17 protein-coding genes are annotated in these 20802 nt (G+C 54.4%); 11 read left to right on the top strand and 6 right to left on the bottom strand.

Annotated elements, in window-relative coordinates:
• Positions 1-47 precede the first annotated feature (47 nt).
• From cls to H7F31_RS00945, 3 genes are all read left to right on the top strand, one after another.
• Positions 48-1496 carry a cardiolipin synthase gene (gene cls / locus H7F31_RS00955; protein WP_187102614.1) on the top strand — a complete coding sequence of 483 codons (1449 nt, stop codon included), beginning with the start codon at positions 48-50 and terminating at the stop codon, positions 1494-1496.
• A gap of 544 nt (positions 1497-2040) precedes the next feature.
• Positions 2041-2427: a Fur family transcriptional regulator gene (locus H7F31_RS00950; RefSeq protein ID WP_187102613.1), complete on the top strand. Its 387-nt coding sequence runs from the start codon at positions 2041-2043 to the stop codon at positions 2425-2427.
• Positions 2412-3239, top strand: coding sequence for a winged helix-turn-helix transcriptional regulator (locus H7F31_RS00945; RefSeq protein ID WP_187102612.1), 828 nt, complete (start codon positions 2412-2414; stop codon positions 3237-3239). Before H7F31_RS00950 ends, H7F31_RS00945 begins: the two co-directional genes overlap by 16 nt.
• A gap of 117 nt (positions 3240-3356) precedes the next feature.
• On the opposite strand, the gene H7F31_RS00940 is transcribed toward H7F31_RS00945, so the two are convergent.
• Positions 3357-4433: a serine hydrolase domain-containing protein gene (locus H7F31_RS00940; protein WP_187102611.1), complete on the bottom strand. Its 1077-nt coding sequence runs from the start codon at positions 4431-4433 to the stop codon at positions 3357-3359.
• 152 nt (positions 4434-4585) lie between these two features.
• On the opposite strand from H7F31_RS00940, the gene H7F31_RS00935 reads away from it, so the two are divergent.
• The 3 genes from H7F31_RS00935 (at position 4586) to H7F31_RS00925 (ending at position 6758) form a co-directional block, all read left to right on the top strand.
• Complete coding sequence (locus tag H7F31_RS00935) at positions 4586-5113, top strand: PadR family transcriptional regulator (protein ID WP_187102610.1); 528 nt, start codon at positions 4586-4588, stop codon at positions 5111-5113.
• A gap of 151 nt (positions 5114-5264) precedes the next feature.
• Positions 5265-6254, top strand: coding sequence for an aldo/keto reductase (locus H7F31_RS00930; protein WP_187102609.1), 990 nt, complete (start codon positions 5265-5267; stop codon positions 6252-6254).
• Between the two features lie 15 nt (positions 6255-6269).
• Positions 6270-6758: a CcdC family protein gene (locus H7F31_RS00925; protein WP_187102608.1), complete on the top strand. Its 489-nt coding sequence runs from the start codon at positions 6270-6272 to the stop codon at positions 6756-6758.
• Positions 6759-7751: 993 nt separating this feature from the next.
• On the opposite strand, the gene H7F31_RS00920 is transcribed toward H7F31_RS00925, so the two are convergent.
• Entirely contained in the window at positions 7752-8567 is an 816-nt protein-coding gene (locus H7F31_RS00920; RefSeq protein WP_187102607.1) for a hypothetical protein, read from the bottom strand.
• A 50-nt stretch (positions 8568-8617) separates the two neighbouring features.
• Positions 8618-10633 carry a M1 family metallopeptidase gene (locus H7F31_RS00915; protein ID WP_187102606.1) on the bottom strand — a complete coding sequence of 672 codons (2016 nt, stop codon included), beginning with the start codon at positions 10631-10633 and terminating at the stop codon, positions 8618-8620.
• A gap of 103 nt (positions 10634-10736) precedes the next feature.
• Between H7F31_RS00915 and H7F31_RS00910 the strand changes: the two genes are divergently transcribed.
• Positions 10737-11258 (top strand): YwhD family protein, encoded by a 522-nt coding sequence (locus H7F31_RS00910; protein ID WP_187102605.1) that lies wholly within the window; start codon positions 10737-10739, stop codon positions 11256-11258.
• A gap of 204 nt (positions 11259-11462) precedes the next feature.
• On the opposite strand, the gene H7F31_RS00905 is transcribed toward H7F31_RS00910, so the two are convergent.
• The gene (locus H7F31_RS00905; RefSeq protein WP_187102604.1) at positions 11463-13931 is read right to left on the bottom strand and encodes an asparaginase domain-containing protein; all 2469 of its coding nucleotides are present in this window, start codon (positions 13929-13931) and stop codon (positions 11463-11465) included.
• 20 nt (positions 13932-13951) lie between these two features.
• The gene (locus H7F31_RS00900) at positions 13952-15346 is read right to left on the bottom strand and encodes an asparaginase (RefSeq protein ID WP_187102603.1); all 1395 of its coding nucleotides are present in this window, start codon (positions 15344-15346) and stop codon (positions 13952-13954) included.
• Positions 15347-15678: 332 nt separating this feature from the next.
• Between H7F31_RS00900 and H7F31_RS00895 the strand changes: the two genes are divergently transcribed.
• The 4 genes from H7F31_RS00895 (at position 15679) to H7F31_RS00880 (ending at position 18803) form a co-directional block, all read left to right on the top strand.
• On the top strand, positions 15679-16233 hold the full coding sequence (locus H7F31_RS00895; protein ID WP_261800255.1) for a sigma-70 family RNA polymerase sigma factor: 555 nt from the start codon (positions 15679-15681) through the stop codon (positions 16231-16233).
• Positions 16230-16808, top strand: coding sequence for a hypothetical protein (locus H7F31_RS00890; RefSeq protein ID WP_187102602.1), 579 nt, complete (start codon positions 16230-16232; stop codon positions 16806-16808). Before H7F31_RS00895 ends, H7F31_RS00890 begins: the two co-directional genes overlap by 4 nt.
• Before the next feature lie 88 nt (positions 16809-16896).
• On the top strand, positions 16897-18108 hold the full coding sequence (locus tag H7F31_RS00885; RefSeq protein WP_397374625.1) for a hypothetical protein: 1212 nt from the start codon (positions 16897-16899) through the stop codon (positions 18106-18108).
• The gene (locus H7F31_RS00880) at positions 18105-18803 is read left to right on the top strand and encodes a hypothetical protein (protein WP_187102600.1); all 699 of its coding nucleotides are present in this window, start codon (positions 18105-18107) and stop codon (positions 18801-18803) included. The genes H7F31_RS00885 and H7F31_RS00880 overlap by 4 nt, the downstream gene beginning before the upstream one ends.
• 887 nt (positions 18804-19690) lie before the next feature.
• Here H7F31_RS00880 and H7F31_RS00875 read toward each other — a convergent pair.
• Positions 19691-20704, bottom strand: a complete 1014-nt coding sequence (locus H7F31_RS00875) for a GNAT family N-acetyltransferase (protein WP_187102599.1) — start codon at positions 20702-20704, stop codon at positions 19691-19693.
• Positions 20705-20802 lie beyond the last annotated feature (98 nt).

Raw genomic sequence — 20802 nt, 5'->3', positions numbered from 1 at the left:
CGTTCGAAACGTTAGAAGACAGCGATGCGAAAGGCGTGGATGTCCCCATGAATTTGCTGCAAAACTTTTCATTCGTCATCATTCTATTAAATATTTTCCTCGCGATCACGGTCATTTTTCTGGAACGGCGCAATGCCAGCTCGACTTGGGCGTGGCTCATGGTTCTGTTCTTTATTCCCGTGCTCGGTTTCGTGATGTATTTGATTCTGGGACAGAAGGTGCGCAAGCGGCAGTTAAACAAATTGCTCGGAGAGAACCGTCGCATTATCGAGGAGGCGCTGGAGAAGCAGAGCATCATGCTGGAGCGCAGAGAGATGTTTCCCGAGGGCAGCGAAATGGCCAAGTACCAGGATATGATGTACATGAATTTGACTACGAGCTATGCACTGTACACGAACAACAACGAGATCGAGATCTTTACGGACGGCAACCGGAAGTTCGATGAGCTGCTGACCGATATCGAGAATGCCGAACATCATATCCATCTCGTCTACTACATCGTAAGGGATGACGCGCTTGGCCGTCGGCTGATGGACGCGCTTGTGCGGAAGGCTTCGCAAGGCGTTGAGATTCGGTTTCTGTACGACCAGATCGGCAGTCTGGCATTGCCGAGAAAATATTTTCGGGAGCTTCGGGCAGTAGGGGGCAAAGAGGCAGCGTTTTTCCCATCGCGGATTCCCTTCCTTAATTTAAAGATCAACTACCGCAATCATCGCAAGCTGGCGATCATCGACGGCAGGATTGGATATATCGGCGGCTTTAATATCGGGAACGAGTATTTGGGGCTGAATAAACATTTCGGCGCATGGCGGGATACGCATCTTAAGGTGCAGGGCGGGGCGGTGCTGCAGATGCAGGCCCAGTTCCTGATGGATTGGAATCTGGCGGTCGCGACCAAGATGCCTCTGGGACCGGCATACTTCCCTTACCCGCACAACGTCAACGGCATAATCGGCATGCAGCTTGTGGCCAGCGGACCGGATACCGAGTATCAGGAAATCAAGAACGCCTATATCAAAATGATCTACTCCGCCAAACATACCATCTGCCTGCAGACGCCATATTTTGTACCGGATGAAAGTCTCATGACCGCGCTGCGCATCGCAGCTTTGTCCGGCGTCAGCGTAAACATCATGCTGCCGAGCAAGCCCGATCACTTCTTCGTGTATTGGGCGACGCAATCGTTTCTGGGGGATTTGCTGGAGAGCGGAGTTAGAGTGTACCTGTACAAGGAGGGTTTCCTGCATGCGAAGACGCTCGTCGTCGATCGCATGGTCGCATCCGTAGGGACGGCCAATCTGGATATTCGCAGCTTTAAGCTGAATTTCGAGATAAATGCCTTTATCTATGACGAAGACACGGCAGCCGAGCTTGCAGACATCTTCTTGGAGGATTCGGAGAATTCTTTCGAGCTGACGATGGAGCGTTATAACCGCAGACCGCTGTTCAACCGGTTCAAGGAATCCGTTTCGCGCCTGCTCAGTCCCATCCTGTAAGTACGTATTTAGACAAAATGAAAGGGATTCCGCTTGTCCTGTGGCAACCGGAATCCCTTCACTTTCTGATGTGACAACTATTCAATTTATTCTAACGCTCCAATCCATGGCTTCCTCAATTTCTCTTGAACGCCATCCTTTCGGTAAGTATTTCATATCCAACAACTCTTAAAGGCTGACGTCCCGTTCTCGTCAATCGCTCTTCTGCCCACATGCCCCGGCATCGATCTTCGATACCTCACTTCGTAAGGCATGCTTCGCTAACGTGCTTCAATGGACTATCCCCTCTCGTGTAGGATGGCTTTAGTATAACCCATTATTTTAATTTTGTAAATATTCAGATTATTTAATTGTGTAAAAAGTTTATGCTGTTTAAGGCGATAAGCGTTAAAAAAGATCATTTCTATTAGCGATGAAAACTACCCTATGCTTACTAATGTGCCGAATATAGCAGATAAGCCTTTTAAAGAGGGGGAGCCATTGCTAATTCACCAATTTATATTTATACTTAGTCTAAAATCATAAAAGGCGGTATAAACCGACTATGGCGAAAATAAACCTGACGATACAACGGAAAGCGATCTACGAGGTCGTTCAAGGATCGCATGATCATCCTACTGCGGCGGACGTAATCGAGAGACTGCGGAGCAAAGGCTTTAACTTCGCCTATGGCACCGTCTATAACTCCCTGCGTTATCTGGCCGACGTGGGTCTGATCAGAGAGCTGAAGCTAGGCGAAGCGGTCAGCCGATATGATGCCCGAACCGAAGATCACCAGCATATCGTCTGCACGAAATGCGGGCGCGTCGGCGAGGTGCTGACTGAGCTGCCTGCGAGCTGGGTCTCGACTGTGGCGGACGAAACGAAATTCGTGATCGAGCACGCTCACGTCGTGCTGGAAGGAGTGTGCGAGACATGCGCGAAGAGCTAGCCATAACGGATTTCACGGAAGGCGTATTGTGTTCCCTTACGAAGCGGGTCATGCTGATCAGCCCGCTGCCGGATCGCGTTCGCAGTCTGCTTGTAAAGCTGTCGGGCGACTGCTTCGACGTCTTCTCGCTTCACGAGTTTACGGCAGGGCTTCTGCCCGCGCTGCAGCCGGAGCTGCTCGTCTATGACGCGTTGCCTGTCGACAAGTCGGCCGCTGCTGCTTCCTCGCATACGCTGCAAGGAGGGGCCGAGCTTCTGCAGGCGGCGCGGGCGCACGGAGTGCCCGTGCTGGTGCTGCTGAACGGCGAAGCCTATGAGACACGAGGCAACGCGGAATTATCGGGCGCGGAGCTCCTCGTTTGGCCTTCAGATCCGGAGGCGGCGTTGTCCCGCATTAACCGGATGCTGGAGGAACGGCCGGCGAGCGCGTTGGTCGCGGCAGGATCCGCCGTCGCTGGCATGGAAGCCGGGAACCCTGTCGACTTACTCAGGAACGACGAGGATTTCCGAACGTTCAAGGATATCCGGATCGATCAGCGACGGATGAGAGTCACGCGCGGGGGACAGCGGATCGAGCTGACGAAGACCGAATACGATTTGCTGCTGCATTTTGTATCGTCGGATGGGTCCGTACTGACTCGCGAGAATCTGCTCGATTCCGTATGGGGCATGCAATTTTACGGCGGCAGCAATGTGGTAGACGTTCATATCAAGAGTCTGCGCAAGAAGCTGAAGGACAGCGCGGTTTCGCCCCGATATATCGTTACGGTACGCGGGGCGGGTTATCGGCTAGCGGACGATCATCTGCAATAAGGGTTTCAGCAACCCTCCTAACTATTGACGGAATTGTGCTGCTTTCGGAATAGGCATACGGTTCCGTGCTCTCTTGAAAGCTGGAAGTATCCTTTATGGAGTACATCTGGAACGAGTCTAGCTCAGGGTCTTTTTTGCTGCGGCGCGCAGCGCGGTAATGATCTGAATAATGGCTTTGAAGCTCTTGGGCATGCTGCGGGTGGAGCCCATATTCATAATGATGTATGCGTCGTTCTCGGGATCGTAATACAAATGCGTGGACAAAACCCCGCTATGTCCCCACAGCCGAGGGAATCCGCGCAGCAGGAAGAAGAACTCCTCGAATCGGATTTCCATGAGGCCCAGGCCGTAGTGCATGCCGGCGCGGAATTTATGCCGGGGAAGCGCGAGCTCCCGCAGACGGTCCGTCTTGACGAGACGTCCTTCTTTCAGAGCGCGGAGGAAGAGGTGCAGATCGGAAACGGTAGAGACGATTCCTCCTCCCGACCAGTCGCAGCTTAAGCTGCGGAACTTGCTGATCTCGCGGCCATTTATCCAAATTTCCTCTATAGGCAGTTCCGATTTGTTGTAAGGTTTGGAGTAGAACATCAAGTAACTATCCTTCATGCCAATGGGGATAAACAAATGACGATGAAGATTGTCGTGGAACGACTCGCCCGTAATGGCTTCAATGATTAAACCGAGCAGGATGTAGCCAGTGTCGGAGTACAGGTAACGTTGCCCCGGTGCACCTACCGTGCGTTGCTGATGCCGAGTGAAGTCCAGCAGGCTCGCAGGCGTCCAGAACGTATTCGATTCGTTCAGAAGGAGGTCAAGGAAGGGAGGTCCGTCATGTACATTCCCCTCAAAATAATCGTTTACGCCGGAGGTATGGCCGACCAAATGCTGGATCGTCACTTGCTTGTCGTAATGAACGCCTTCGAATAGAAAGAGGCCGGACAACACGCTTGGTGAGAGGTATCGGCTGATGGGATCGCCGAAGGATAGTTGTCCCCGTTCTTCGAGCAAGGCCAGCAGGACAACGGTAAATGTTTTGCCCACGCTGGCAATGTGGAATGGGGTATGAATAGAGTTCGTGGCAAACGTATAATGCAAATCCAGCTTGTCGGAATGCACAAGCAATTGAAAGTTGGACGGATTTTTGCTTTTTTTGGCCACTTTCGCGAAGTAGCGGTCTAAAGCGGCATGTGTCATGAATCAATCGGCTCCTTGTAGGGGATTTGAGTTTACCACAGTAGATAGAAGTTTTTTTATATGTTAATGTTACTTTTAGGTATATAACTAATAGTAATATCAGGCGGTTTGTCCTGTCAATCTATGAAATTTGTAAACGGGAGGCGTACGGGATGGAATTCGTAGTCTTGGGCTTGCTCATGATTCGAGGGATGACGATTTATGAGTTGAATCAATCGTTCCGACAAGGTATTTCGCTGTTCTATAGCGCAAGCTACGGCAGTCTGCAGACCTCTCTTAAGAAGCTTCTGGCCAAAGGTTGGGCAACCTACAGCGAAGAGACGGCGCAAGGCAGGAACAAGAAGGTGTATGCCATCACGGCCGAAGGGCAGGCTGCTTTTATGGCATGGATGAACGGGGAGGCGGACGAAAGCAAGTTGGAAGTAACGGCTTTGTCCAAGCTTTATTTTTTGGGGCTGATTCAAGATAAAGCAATGGCGAAAGGGATTCTGGCCGATCTCGTCGCCAAGATGGAAGCGATGGAACGGCAGCTTGCCGGCTTGGAGAAGGAGCTGGAACGGCAGCCCGTTCCCGTCGAATATGAGCCGATCATGAAATTCCAAATGAAGACGCTGAGTTACGGCATCGGGGCGCACGGCTTCGCGAGCAAGTGGTTCAAGGGGCTGTTGGACGAGCAGTAAAGAGCTGGTGTGGAAGCCAATCCTGCCAGTCTGATCTATCGGTGCCTCGCCTGGAAGCGTGATGGAAGCGGGTACTCGCAATTTGCTTGCAAGCCATCACAAGGGTAAACTGAAGGAGTGTCACATCATCTCCTGTAGGGGGTACATTGCGATGAATTACCGGGCATTAGGCTCATCCGATATGCAAGTTAGCGAGATCAGCTTTGGCACCTGGGCGATCGGCGGCTCCTGGGGCAGCAAGGACGACGCGGATTCTCTGAGCGCGCTGGAGGCGGCAATTGATGACGGCGTCAACTTCTTCGATACGGCAGATGTGTACGGAGACGGTCACAGCGAGCGGTTGCTGGCGCAAGCGACCAAGGGCAAGGAAGACCAAATCTACATAGCGACCAAGTTTTGCAGAGCGGGGGACATCCACGATCCGGCCACGTATTCGGAGGAATCCGTACGCGCTTATTTGGAAGGCAGCCTGTCAAGACTGGGACGCGAGCGAATCGATCTGTACCAGATTCATTGTCCGCCTCTGTCGATCTTGAAGGCAGGCAACGTCTTCGGCGTGCTGGACAAGCTCAAGGAAGAAGGAAAGATCCGGGAATACGGCGTTAGCGTCGAATCCGTGGAAGAAGGGTTGTTCTGTCTGGAGCAGCCGGGCGTCCGAGCGCTTCAAGTCATTTTTAACCTGTTCCGTCAAAAACCTGCGGAGCGCCTTCTGGGCGAAGCGCAGGAGAAAGGCGTCGGCATCCTGGTCCGGCTCCCGCTGGCAAGCGGTCTCCTGACGGGCAAATTCGCCGCGGAATCCGCGGCGGCGTTCGAAGAGAACGATCATCGCCGCTTCAATGAGAATGGCGAGTCGTTTAACGTGGGCGAGACGTTCGCGGGACTGGGCTTCGCCAAGGGCGTCGAGCTTGCGGAGCAGCTGCGCTGGATCGAGGTAGGCCGCGACAATATGGCGCGAGCGTCACTGCGCTGGCTGCTCGACCACGAGGCGATCACCTGCGTCATCCCTGGCTTCAAAAATGTCCAGCAGGTGCAAGACAATCTCTCCGCGCTCCATGTTCAGCCGTTCTCTGACGATGAGATGGACCGGGTTCGCGCATTCTACAAGGATCATGTGCATGCGCATATCCGAGGATCGTACTAAGGGAGGCGCTTGCTTGTGTGGTCGAATCCAATCGTACAAATTTTATCTATAGCGTTCTCCGCGCTAGCGGGCATCACCTTGATCGTACTGCGCATGAGGGCGGGGAAGAAGCCGGCGACGCTTAAGAAAATTGTTATTCCGCCGCTCGGCATGGCAACGGGGCTCGCGATGTTCGCGTTCCCCGTGACGCACATCCCTTGGCTGTGGGGAGTATCCGCGTTCGGAACAGGACTGCTCATCTTTGCGTTCCCTCTTATCGTTACGACGCAGATGGAACGGGTAGAGGAGCATATTTTCGTGCGGCGGTCCAAGGCGTTCATCGCGATTATGATTACGCTCTTTCTTATCCGCCTGCTATTGCATGGCATCGTCGAGCAGTATATGTCGATTCCGCAGACGGGAGCGCTCTTTTACTTGCTGGCGTTTGGCATGATTCTGCCATGGAGATTCGCGATGCTGGGCGACTTCCTGCGCCTTAAAAAGGTAGAGGGACATCATGTTTGACAGGACGAGCACGTTCATGGTGCCGTCGTTCGAATCTTTGTGAAAACCGGCCTTGAATCTTCGCTAAAAGACGACCTAACCACGCCCGCTTGCTATTGAAGAAGGCGGGTTTTTTGGCGTGCGGAAATGGTAGGACGTTTAATCGAAATGTGCGAATAGTGTGGGGAGCGGTCAGTTGAAGTAGATTAATGGTTGGATACGGAGGAAGAGGCTGGCCGAAGGTTAGTGGAGAGGACTACCCGATAATGGGATAGTGATACAGAAGATGCGAACAATGGAGTCGGTCAAAGTGAGAATGTTAAATGTGAGAGTTCGGTGAGAGTCATGTGCATTTTTTTTGAAAGAAAAAAGGGGGCTGAGCACCAATAAAGGGAAAACCTCCCGCTAAAGACTCTGATAACGGCAGAATGGGGTGTATAAGAGGAAAACCTCCCTATAATTATGCTGGATTTCCGGCAAAGTGGTAAGAACCAAAGGAATAGAGGGAGGATTTCCACTAAAGTTGGATAAAGGAGTTCGAATGGTCGGATTAGAGGGAGGAATTCCTTCTAAAAGACTGTCAGGTAAGTAACTCGTCCACTGTATCGTCGACAAGCGGACAAGGGAGTGGGCGGGAGCAGAAGGCGAGCGAGACAACGCATGCAGAGTCACGAATTTGGCGCCACGTCGCATACAGAGTCTCAGATTCGGCTCCATGTCGCATGCAGAGTCACGGAACTGGCGCCACGTCGCTTGTAGAGTTTCTGATTTGGCGCTACGTCGCATGTAGAGTCTCGGAACTGGCGCCACGTCGCTTGTAGAGTTTCTGATTTGGCGCCACGTCGCATGTAGAGTTTCTGATTTGGCGCTACGTCGCATGCAGATTCCCGGACTCGGCATCACGCCAACTCCGGGATTGCGGCAAACGGTGATTTCGTCTTAAAAAGCTCATAGAGGCTGTCAAACCAGACAACCAACCGTACCCAACCAACCGTACCCAACCAACCGTATTCCTCACTTTGTCTGCAGACATTCGAATTGCGCCGCGATCGTCCATACCTTTAGCAAAGTTCGTACGAGGTAATAACACTGGTGGACGATGATCGCGATGAGACCGGCCCAGAGAAGCGACATGCTGCTTACGACGAGACCAAGCGCGCCCGCAATGCCCCACATGAGCAGGGAAAGACCGGCGAAGGGCAGGAATAACCGAACCGAACGCCATAACGCAGCGAAAATGTTCTCTCCGGAGACGGCGCCGAACTGCATCGCGAGGAACAGCAGGTGCAGCAGCGCGCCCCAAGCGGCCCAGGCTAAGATGCCGGGCAGCAGCGTGAGCGCCAGCTCCTCGTAGGAAGCGCTGTGGATGAGCGCCTCCAACCCGCGCGGCACGAACCATACGCTAGGCAGTAGGGTGAGTACAGACTGCACCAGGTAGAGAAGCGCGATCGGCCGCCATGTCCGGCGCACGCCTTCGAGGAAGCGTGTCTTGCCCCCGGCGGATCGGGACTGCTCGCTAAGCGAGTAGAGGATGCCGGCATTGAACAGCGGCGTCAGCAGCATGCGAGCAAGGAACAGTCCTCCGAGCATCCAGAGGTAGGGCTCTACGAGATCTGTTTTGAACAGCTGGATCTGCGCTTCGGTTATGAAATGCCGCATGACCGCTTCGGATGAGCCGGAATGGGGCAACCGCCGCAGGATAGGCGCAATGGTGCCGTCGATCGCGCGGTATAAGAAGAAGCCCCACGCGAATTGATAAAGGAATAAAAGCAGCACCAGGTGGAAGTGTCTCAGCGCCAGCTTCCAGCCCTGCGTAATATGAGTCTTCATCGTTAATCGCTCCTTGCGTGCGAAGGATAGGTTTGTTGCTCCGGGGGCGGCTACCAGCCAATCGCGCCGAGCAGGCTCTCCACCAGCTTAATGGCTGCCAGGCTCCAGCGTGTACGCGACTCGCTCGGCAGCTCTGCCATCATGAAGTTGTTGATGAGCTTGTTGTCCAGCACGTTGCTCTGATCGGGATCGACGGTGACGGAATGGAGCGGGAATTCCGAAACTTCGGTGTACTGAATATGCGTCTCGGAATTCGACCATTCCCTGGTAATCGACGAGCCGTCGCTAAAATGGAAGACGATCGGCACGGGACCGGTCAAACCTCCGTTGCGCTGGATGAGCACCGTGGATTCGTACATCGTTCCGCCGTCCTGCTGAAAAGGCTGAACCTGGATGGCTTCGACGGAAACGTCGGCCATTTCGCTGTTGTAGACGTATTGGTTGAAGTAGTCCGTCCATTTTGCCTTCGTGACTTGTTCCACTACACGCTGGAAGTCGCCGGTGGTCGGATGCTTGAATTTATACTTCTGGAAGTAAGTTCGCATAATCCGCTCCATCAGCTTCTCGCCGACCTTGTTCTCGATATCCACGAGCACAAGCTTGGCCCGCATATAGACATTCTCCGCATATTGGCTGGAGTCGTCGTAGGCCCACGACGGCTGCTTGAGCGGAGCGGGATCCGTCATATAGCTGGCTTCCAAGCGAAGATTCGGCGTTATGCCGTACGTGGCTTCCATCACTTTGTCTTCGGCATAGGAGGTGAAACCTTCGTCCAGCCAGGCTTCTTCGAATTCATTGGAAGCGACCATGCCATACCAATATTGATGGCCTATCTCATGTACGACCGTTCGCTCCAGATCGTAGCCCGGGTTCGCATTCATGGCTCCGAAGGCCGTTATCAACGTTGGATACTCCATGCCCCCCGCGCCGTTCGCGCCGGCAGGCGGAACAACGATGGAGAGGGTGTTGTACGGGTAGGAGCCGTACCAGCGGGCATAGTTCGACAGAGCCGACTTGGCAGCGTGGAAGTAACGCTCCTTGAGCTCGGCATGCAGCGGATCGAGATACAGCTTGATCCGTACGCCGGGAATGCCTTTGTCTGAATGGACGGTCTCCTCGTAGACGAAGTCGGGAGAGGCCGACCATGCGAAGTCGTGCACGTCTTCCGCATAGAATTGGAAGATTTTCTTTCTGTCCTTCGTCACGACCGGCTTGGTCTGGAAGCCTGTGGCGGCGACGATATGAGTTTCCGGCACGGTAATCCGCACGCTGTATATGCCGAAGTCGCTGTAAAATTCCGAGTTGCCATGATACTGGTGGACATTCCAGCCTTCGCTCGTCCGACCGCGCATGCCGACGGTTTCGTACACGGCGAGCTTGGGAAACCATTGGCCGGCCATAACGAAATCTCCGGAGTAGCCCATTCGCGCGAACACCTCTGGAAGCTTGACCTCGTAGCTCATCTTAAGCGTCACCGACTTGCCCGGGGCGACCGGTTCCGGCAGCTTGAGGCGGACGAGCGTATAGTCGTTGACGTTGCCGTCGTCGGGCTGCATGTATTGCAGCCTGGGAAGAAGGCTTTCGCCCTCCAGCGTCTCGAGCGTGAGCAGCTCGATGTAGCTGCGGCTGTTCAGCGTAGCCTTGTCCTGCCGCAGCTTGCCGCCGGATTCCGTCATGAAGGTGGTCTTGGGGGATTGGAAGGCATTAGGATACAGGTGGAAATAAAGCTCCGATACGGCCTTGTGCCCAGGGTTCGTCCAAGTAACGTCCTGCACGCCGTCCAGATGCTGACCATCCTCGCGCAAGGAGACGTTGATATGGTATTCGACGACCCGTTTGCTCAGACTTTCCGGCTTTGCGGGCAGGTTATTGTCCGGCTGCTGGACAACTTGCGGCTTGGCCGAATTTGCGGCAGGCGGGGCGGCCTTGGAGGCGCCGGCGGCAGGGGCGAAAGCGAATGTATACTGCGATTGCCAAGCGTTCCCGAAGCCGAATTGCACGGATATGACGAGCAATAAGGCCGCGAGCAAACCGAATATTAACCGTTTGACATTGCGTGGAGTCATTGAACGTTTCCCTCCCGTTGACAAGCATCTAAGGCATGTATATGTTTGCAATTCCAAGATTATTAGCTAAAATGGAATTATTGTACGGGAAGGTGGGATAAGCGTGACGGAGCAAGGGAATACGCCGGAGCAGCCGGCGGCGAAAGAAAAGAAATCCTTGTCGCTCAACGTGGTGAGCAACAAAAAACATAAAGGCTTCGGCGCGGGGTCAATCGACCTTAGCGATGTGGCGTGCGTGATGATCGACGACGGCGTCGCCTACATCGACGTTGGCATTATGCATGCAAAGAGCAAGGTGGAACGAGGCATCAAGTTCACCCCGAACAAGGAAGACACGCCGAACGGTCGTCCGTGCTGGATCGTGTGGGTCGCCGTCGATCGTAACGATGAGGGTTCCTATTACGCGGGTGTTACTTCTTGCGAGATGCTGGTCGATACGGAAGCGAGGCGGGGCTGGAAGATTCTCGCCGATCATGTAAATCGCCTGGATTACGCGATCAAGCGCCGCTACATGCTGGAGAATCTCGGAGAAACCGAAAAGGCGGCGCTGCGCAAGCTTCTTGTCGAGCATAACGCGGAGTGGTGGGATCGCTCGCCGGAGGAACTGAAGGAGAAGCTTCAATAAGAGGATGCGACCGACAATGAGAAGACTTCGGTCGAGGTCTCTCCCGGGACGGCCTCCAGCCTGAGGAGCGGGTACTGCTTGACGAGCAAGCATAGCTTGCGGGAACCGTCGGTCATGCCGTGTTGCCGCATCGAATTCCAATCATAATTAAACAAGCTGTCCCGGCCATAAAGATGGCCGGGACAGCTTGTTTTGTGCGCATTGCTACTTGTCTGACTTCAGCATATTTAGAATGGCGGTTACGGCTTCGGCTCTGGTCGCCGTCCCTTGCGGGACGAAACGGTTGCCCGTGCGGCCATGCAGAATGCCTTCGTCGGCCGCGGACTTGACGGCTCCAAGCGCCCACGAAGGGATGGCTGCGTTATCCGCAAAGCTCGTTGCCGCGGTTCCGCCTGTCGGAAGCGAAATCGCTTTGGCGATCATGGAGGCCATCTCGGCCCGATTAATCGTGGCTCCAGGTCTGAAGCTGCCGTCCGGATATCCTCCGACAATGCCGCGTTGCAGCGCTTGGGCGATAGCTGTCCGAGCCCATGAGCCGATCGCGGAATTGTCCGTGAAGGCGAGCGGCGCTCCGCTCTCTTCCGCTTGCAAGGCATTCATCAGCATGACGGCGAATTCTGCGCGGGTGACGGTTTTCTCCGGCTTGAACGTGCCGTCGTCGTAACCCTGCACGATGCCGGCGGCTGCGGCTTCCTTAATCGCTTCTTCCGACCAGTGGCCGACGATGTCCGTGAAGGAAATTTCCGGTTCCTGCGCCGTCTCGTTATCTACGACGAATACCGCGAATTTGGTAAAGTGATCGGTTGGAGCGGTGATGGTGTCTCCTTCGACGGTGCCTCCGATCTCAACCCATTGCTTCAGCTCTTCGTCGAAGTAGAAGATGGAGGCTTTTTGTCCTTCCTTCACGAGAGAAGGGTCGAACTTAAAGGTTAATGTGACCGGTACAAGGAAGTTGCCGATACGGTCCTTTAACAGTTCGTAGACCGACGTTGCCAGGTCTCCCGGCTGGCTGCCCGGTACCGCAGAGTTCAGCAGCTTCTCGATAGACATCTTAGTCTCGCCTTCGGTCGCGCCTTTCGGCACGTTCAGCGTTATTTGTTGCTCGAGAGTCAGGGAGCCTCCGTTAGCCGGTTGGATCATTCCTTCCGTCTTGCTAATCGGCGTTGTCGTGCCGCCGCCTCCGCCGCCAGGCGTCGGTAGCGAATCCGTAAAGAATGAGCCTATCAAAGGCGCGCTTTCGAGACCGCTGTTATCAATGGCTTTGACCGTGTAGGAATAGGAGGTTCCCGGCAACAAGCCGCTCGCAGAGTAGGATTTGGTTGTCGCGGAGAGGCGTGCGATCGGTACATCTTTGCCCGTGACGTATACCGAATAGCCGTTAATGCTCTCATCGTCCAATGCTAGCGGCCAAGCAAAGGCGATGGCCGTTGTGGATCTGCTCTCCAGAGTCAGCGCGCTGCCGTCTGCCCATATCGGCGCTTGCTCCAAAGCGGATGTAATGTCCTGCGTTCCTACCGTTTCGAACCAATTTTTGATCGTGTTGAAATCGCTGGAAAACGCGAGCGACAGCATCAACATGATGCGCGCGTGCTGTGGATTCAGGTTGTCGGCTGCGACAATGCCGTTGCTGCCGCCGGAAGTAGAGCCGGAGCCCGTTCGCGTTGTCGAAGCGAATACGACGCCGTGATCCTGGATGGCTGCGCTGCGGGCCGCGCTCATTTTGCTAGAGATGCCTCCCGCGCCGGTGCCGGCCGTAACGATTCCCTTCGCGCCGTCCTGTACCAGCGCCCGGATCGCGCCGCCGCCGGCTTCCTGGTAGTTATAGACGATCTCCACGACAGGGAGCGCCGTCTTTGCTATGGCGCGCAGATCGAACGGAGTCGCCCAATCCGCCTGTCCGGCCTTCATTGCGCGAGCGGTAAGGCGGTAGATGCGTACGGCGGGATCATCGACATAGCCTATCGCGCCGAACATCGGCGTTTCGAATGTGTCCATGCGGTGCGAGTTGGACTTTGTCACTTCGCGTGCCGTATGGATCACGTCGTTGAGCATGACGACGGTGCCGAACCATTGGGTCTTATTGCTGCCCGCCACCTTGATGGCTTGATACAGGTTGGCAGGGCCATCTGTGCCGATTACATCCCAGGGGCGCATCGCCCCGGTGACGACTACCGGCTTCGGGCTGCGCACGGTCAGATCGAGGAAGTAGGCGATCTCCTCCATTGTATCCGTTCCCGTCGTCACGACCGCGCTGTCGTAAATCTCCAGCGCCGCGTCGACCGCGAGAGAGAGGTCGTACAGCTCTTGCATCGTATAGCCGCCGGAGCCTTTGTTGCCGAATTGGTACGAGGATACGTCGGCGGTCTTGTGCACGGGCAGATCGCCGAGCAGCTTCTCCATCGTATAAGTACCGGCCGAATAGCTCTGGAAGCTTGTGCTGTTCGAGGCTTTGCCGGCAAGCGTGCCCCCCGTTGCGACCACGATAACATTAGGCAGAGGCGATTCGATATGCGTCTGCGATAGGGCCGGTATGTTGAAGGTGGGCAATGAGGGAGGCGCATCCGCCGCGCGTGCCGGACCGGGACTTGAGGCCAGCAGCGTGGCGAGGAGCGCGGCGACCAGCAGCGGAGCAAGCAGCTTCCTTAGCGTCTTGTTGGTTTGGAATATGGTCATGACTGCTTACCTCCCCCTTTTTATGGTGTCGTTACGAGTTCTGGCGCTTCAGGAGCGGCCGGAGCTTCACTTTCTTCCGTAGCCGCAGGCGACTCCGTTACCTCCGGCGTAGTTGCGGGAGTAGGCTCGATGGCAGGTTCTGTTGCGACCGGCTCGGCGACAACGGGCTCCGTTGCTTCGGGCTCATCGACACTCGCCGTCAAAGCGGTGTTCTCATCGACGGAAATTTCCACGTCTTGCGTTCCGAAGGTGGAGAACCAGCCGCGGATTGTGTTCGCGTCACTGGAAAACGCGAGCGAGAGCAGAAGCAGCATACGCGCATGTTGAGCGTTCAGGTTATCGCCGGCGATCGTATTGCCGCTGCCGCCGTACATCGTGCCGGAGCCCGTTCTTGTCGTTGTTACGAACATGACGCCATGATCCCGGATAGCTGCCGTGCGGGCCGCGCTCATCTTTGAAGAAATGCCGCCAGCGCCCGTTCCGGCCGTTACGATGCCTTTCGCGCCGTCTTCGACGAAGCCGCGAATCGCGCCGCCGCCAGCTTCTTGGTAGTTATAAGCGATCTCGACGATCGGCAGGCTGGTTTTCTCGATCGTTTTCAGATCGAACGGCGAGGCCCATTCCGGCGTGCCTGCTTTGAGCGCTCTTGCCGGCGCGCGGTAGATACGAACCGCAGGGTCGTCTACGTAACCGATCGCGCCGAACATTGGCGTCTCGAACGTGTCCATGCGATGCGAATTCGACTTCGTCACTTCGCGAGCGGCGTGGATCACATCGTTGAGCATGACGACGGTACCGAACCATTTTGTTTTGCCGCTGCCCGCGACCTTGATCGCTTGATACAGGTTGGCGGGTCCATCCGTCCCGATAACGTCCCATGGTCTCATAGCGCCAGTGACGACGACCGGCTTCTCGCTGCGTACGGTCAGATCGAGGAAGTAGGCGATCTCCTCCATCGTGTCCGTGCCTGTTGTTACGACCGCCCCATCATATAGTTCGAGAGCGGCATCCACGGCAAGCGACAGATCATACAGCTCTTGAATCGTATAGCCGCCTGAGCCTTTATTGCCGAATTGGTAAGAGGAAACGTCTGCTGTCTTATGCAGAGGCAAATCGCCGAGCAGCTTTTCCATTGTATAAGTGCCGGCCGAATAACTTTGGAAGTTCGTTTTGTCGCCGTTGCGGGCTGCGCCGGCAAGCGTGCCGCCAGTAGCAACCACGATGACGTTGGGGAGAGGAGAAGTTTGATGCGCTTCGGATAACGCCGGGATGTCGAAGGTCGGAAGAGGGATAGGCTCGGCAGCATTGACCAGGTTTCTCCAGGTTAATGAACCGATTGCACCTGCGACGAGCGCGAATGCTAGAATAGAGATCAATACCTTTTTGCCAATCATTTTCCCGACAGTTTGTGTCATGTTATCTCTCCTTTTAAGTAATGTGTATAAGAGAACCTTGGTAAAATCGTAATTCACGTTAGATAATATGACAAACATAAAAGTAGGCTAATAAAACGCATACATTATTAAATATCTTGTTCATGCTTTTGAATTCGTTTCGATACATAGATAAATCAATTTTCAGATAAATGAAAAATGAAATATGAACCACGATTACATGTCATAAAAGCTTACATTTAAACAAATAAAAAATATTTTTGAGGAAAGCGCAGGGTTTCCTGCAGTGGCTGACGTCTATATAAGCGGGAAGGGAGGAGAGCGACATTCACGACGAAGCGTGGATCAAGGCTGTGCGGGACGGCGGGCCTGAGCATTATCGACCGTTCGTGCAGGCTTACGGAACTTATATCTATCACACCGTTCACGCCGTGTTGCAGTCGCCGCATGATGCGGAAGACGTAACGCAGGAAGTGCTTATCCAGATCTACCGTTCCCTCCCGAATTACCGTATGGACGGATTAAAGAGCTGGATCACCCGCATCGCGGTCAATCGAGCGATCGATTACAAACGAAGCAAGGCCAGAAGGCCGGAGCAGCTGTCGGGAGCCGGCGAGGAAGCGCTGCAGCGGGCAACGTCGGTGTCTGCGATCGGCATGCTGGATGCGACGCCCTCCCCCGCTGCCGAGGATGTAGCCATGAAGCAGGAGTGGAGCAGAGCTTTGCATGAACGGGTCGGCGGCATGCCGGAGCATTATCGCGAGGTGGTAGAAGCCTTCTACATGGAAGAGAAAAGCTATGAGCAAATCGCGGCCGAGACAGGTCTGGAACGCAAGAGCGTGGAGTCGCGGCTGTACCGGGCAAGAAGCTGGATGAGGCGACACTGGCGGAAGGAGGATTTCGAATGACAGAGAACGAAATGCGACATATATCGACCGAAGTCATGAGAGGTTACGCGAGAGGAACTCTCGGAGAAGCGGAACGTGCGCGCGTAGATGACGAGTTGCTGGTATGCGACCGATGTCTGGCATTATTTATGAGCATGTTAGGTGACGAGGCGGATGCGGGAGGACCAGGCAGCGAGATGCAGCCGATGCCGGATCTGTTGGCGATGGAGGAGAAAGTGATCGCGCGGTTAGCGGGATCCTCCGAACGGCAAGTTAAAGTGCCGGTTCCAATGCCGAAGTCTGCCTCCATGAAGCCGGTCGAGCCAAGGCGAAGAAGTATGGAACGGCGACCCGCTCTCATGCAGAGGCCAGTCGTCCAATATACAATAGCCGCATCGGTTACATTGCTGCTGCTCGCTTCCGGAGCTCTTGCGGATTTTACACGCGGACTGGAGAAGCTGGATGAAAGCCAGCTTGCCATGCCTGCGCAGCCTGATGCCGAAAACGCTTGGCGTGTCGAGCCTACCTGGTCTGACGAGTTAGTCCAGCGTACGGGAAGCTGGCTGGAAGGCATTCAGGCTTCGCGATTTAAATAAACGGTTGAAGACAAGAACAGCGAGTGTAAAAGGTTTGAATATTCCAGTTGCGATATTTTTAAGGGAAGCAGAGAGGAGATGAGTTGTGATGGTGCGCAAGAGCAAGGCTGCGGCATTTTTTCTGTCGTTTATACCGGGAGCGGGACACGCGTATTTGGGCAGACCTTTTCGTTGTTTGATATACGCGGGTTTATTCTTCGGCTTGATCGGCCTGGGCATATTGATTCAAATTGCGAACGGAGGTTACGAGTCGGATGCCTTCATGATGATGATCATATTGGCTTTCGCGGCAGCTTTCATCAATATGCTGGATATGATTTTTACGTTAATTTCCGGCAAAGCCCCGGGGCTGCAAGGGAATCCCCCCGTTTACGGGGATGGCGGATATGCATACGGACCGCAGGCTAATGGCGGCGAGGGTTACAGCGGCGTCTATGGCGGTCATGGAGGTCGGCTGGACTACGCGCAGGAGCAAGAGAAATCAAAAACAATTATGTTGTCCGTCATTCCGGGGCTTGGCCATATGTTCCTCGGATTGACGCAGCGCGGCATTACCTTCCTTATTTCGTTTATCGGGTTGTTCGCGATTATCGTGTTCATTAGCGCGGTGATGGGCTCCGGTGCAATTTTGGTCTTCCTGCTGGCGCTGCCGGTCATCTGGATTTACAGCATGTTCGACGCCGTTCAATTGCTGCAGGCGAAGCATCGGGGAGAACAGCTGCAGGACAAATCGTTGTTCGAGGGCTTCGAGGCGCATATCGGTTCCGGCCATAAAAATAAAGTGCTCACCATCGCCCTGTCCATTTTCCCAGGTGCAGGTCACTTATATCTGGGCTTGCAGAAGCGGGGGCTTCAATACATGGGAGGGTTCCTGCTGGCCATCTACGTCATGGATAATTTAAGGCTGTCGCTCTTCCTGTTCTTGCTGCCGCTCTACTGGTGCTTCGCTTTCTTCGACGCCCTCCAGCAGATTGGCCGTTACGAGCGCGGCGAGCTAAGCGACGAGCCTCTGCTGCCGATGTTCGTGCCGTACCAGCGTTGGTTCGGAATCGCGCTTCTTGGCTTCGGGGCATACTTCCTCGTAGACCGAATCGTGATGCGGGCGCTCAATGAGCGTTTTCCGGTTATCGTTCGCGAGTATTTGATGTACAAATATATGTTCCCGACCGCGATCATCGCGTTCGTCATGATCGTGTTGGGCCTGCGTCTTGCCTTCGGAAGCAAGAGCGTGCTCGGCGCGGTCATGCCGCCGGAACGCGATTTTGCGGGACGGGATAAAGAAGGAGGGGACGGACGATGAACGCAATGAATATGCCGCCGCTGCCAGGCTCTCCATCCGCCGGAGCGGCAGAACGAGGGCTCCGGACATGGCGGGTCGGCTCGTTATCGATGGGCATTACGTTAATTTTGATGGGGACGGCTTTTGCCGTTTCCCTCTGGCAAGATACGGAAGCCTACGAGTTGCTGCTATGGGTCGCTCCCATCGTATTTGTCCTGTTGGGCGCGGAGCTGCTGATTCATCTGAAAATGTCCGGAAGCCGCGATACCGTCGTCCGGTACGACTGGATCAGCGTCTTCTTTGTCGGCCTGATCGGCGCGGCTAGTCTTTTGCTTGCTCTGCTGATGTCGACGGGCGTCTTCGACGAGCTGCGCTCCGGATTGCAGATGACGCAGCGCACGGCATACGTCGACACGGACGGCGTCGCCATCCCGGCTGAGGTGACCAAGGTCATCGTCCAGGCGACAGACGGCGTGACGTTAAACGAGTCGGAAACTCGCGAAGCCCATCTTATGGGACAAATTCGTTATTGGTCGGAGGGGCCGATCGCATCTATCAACGACGATATCTGGCGGACGAAAGTTGTCGGGGATACGATGTACATCGTGATCGGAACAGTCCCCCGCAGAGACGGAGGGTTCGTTACCGATTCTGTAAGACCAATGCTAATGCTTGCGCTGCCGAAGGGCTTGCAGGTGGAGAGGCAGAACTACTAAAGAACTGCTAAAGAAATACTAAATGGGCAGCCCGGCAATGCCTCGATCATAGAGGTTTGCCGGGCTTTTTGTTGTTTGTTTAGGACATTGTGTAACTCTAAAACTTGTGAACAAAAAATAAGAAATCTAACAGACGCGAACGACGCTATTTGTTCTTTTTTTAACCTCGCCCAAATCTAACGGACATATAGAGGTTGTCTATTAAGTGTGCAAAGGTGAAATTGCGGGCAAGTGTCCGGTAAGAAATGAACGGGAGCAACTGTAACGGAAATGAAAGGCGTTATTTCTGCAAAAAGCAGCACTTCGCAAATCTAACGGAACTGACAGCCCTTATGAGGGGCAAAAATCCGCGTTTTGCCTGGATTTCTCACGAATAACGTCGCAGAGTTTCGTTAGATTTTAAAATCGCGCCAAACGATCCATATAAGGGCGCTCACTTCTGTTAACACGTTGGCGATGATGGATTGCAGCTTCTTTTTTCCAGTTTTACACACAATGAATCGACGTCCTCAGAAAAACACTATTTGGTCGTAATGGTGCCAATTTGAGCGATGATGATGCCCATAATGTCGTGTATGAGGCTGTCGATTCAATGTGAGTAACTGAACAGAAACGTTCTGCTTACGCTAACGGACCTCAGAGCCTCTATTTGCAGCATTTTCGCGATATTGAAAATCTAACGGAATCAGATGACGCTATGTGGTGCATTTCCGCCTATTCTATGCGATTTTGACGGAAGTAAGGTCGTCTGTGTCCGTTACGATTTGAACAGGCCCCATTTTTGCGAAATAGCGACTGTGGTGTCCGTAAGATCAGCCTTTACTTAACTGCGCTGCCGTCCACAATGAATCGACCGCCTCTCTATGTCCGGGACTTTAACCTTCTGACTAAGCGAGAGCCTCCTTTACCTTCTCCATCGATGCTACGATTCGGTACATGCCGCGCAGAGGTTCGTAACCGAGTTTCCGGTTGATGGCCAGAATCGGCGCGTTCATAGAATCGTTGTCCGTCCGGATGTAGCTCGCCCCCAAATGCAAGCCTTTGCGGATCGCCTCCAGTTTTAACGCGAGAGCAACTCCTATGCCGCGGTATTCGCGGTCGACTCCTGTATACTCATGATACAATCCCCCGGTCGCCTCAATATGGAGGACGTTCGTCATGCCGACGAACCGGTCGCCGGCGGCGGCAATCAGCACCAGCCCAGGCCGAAAGCCGTCCACCTCCAGATACCATTTCTTCCACTGATCGAAGTCAGGCACGTCGCCAAGGAAGCTGGGGATGTCCCGCATTGTCGAGGCGGATAGCTCGTAAAGCTTGCGCTCGCTCTCCTCGCCTGGCTCATCCGCGAGAGTCAACAGTCTTAGTCCGCTTTTTGCCAGGATGGCTGCGGGATTGCGATCCGACCACTCCGGGGATACGTCGGCAAGCTGCAGCACGGACTGATACGCGTGGCGTTCCACGACGAATCCCCGACGAACGGCGAATTGCAAAGCTTCCGGGTGATCGTCCCATACCTCCGTAATGAGGGAGGCTGCGCCAAGTTCTTCTCCCCAGTGGAAGGCGTGGCGCAGCAGCGCTTCGCCAATTCCCTGCCCCCGATAAGCTTTGCCGACAATCAATGTGTTGCACAGATACCCCGGCTCTGTCCACGGAGCCCGCCATGCCCATACATATCCGACGATATCTCCGTCCAGGGAGACGGCTACGCGTCTTGTGCGGTCATAACCTCCAAGCAATCCGCTGTCATCCATCCAGGTATGTCCGACTTCGTACAGCTTTTTGTCGTCCTCCTCCAAACGCCCGGCGGTAGTTGGCTCCGACCAATATTCGTTCAGGAGCTCGGCGAGCGGAGCGTAGTCCTCCGGCAATCGAAGGGCACGCAGCGTGAAAGGTTGTTTCATGTACTTAACACCGACCTTTCTTATCCTCAAGTTTATATATTTGAAGTATCGCTTACGCGAAAGGTCCATGGATAGGGAAACATTAGCTTGAAATAAAT

This window comes from Paenibacillus sp. PAMC21692, from assembly GCF_014303795.1.
Lineage (GTDB): Bacteria > Bacillota > Bacilli > Paenibacillales > Paenibacillaceae > Pristimantibacillus > Pristimantibacillus agaridevorans.
This window is presented reverse-complemented; position numbering and strand designations above follow the sequence as displayed.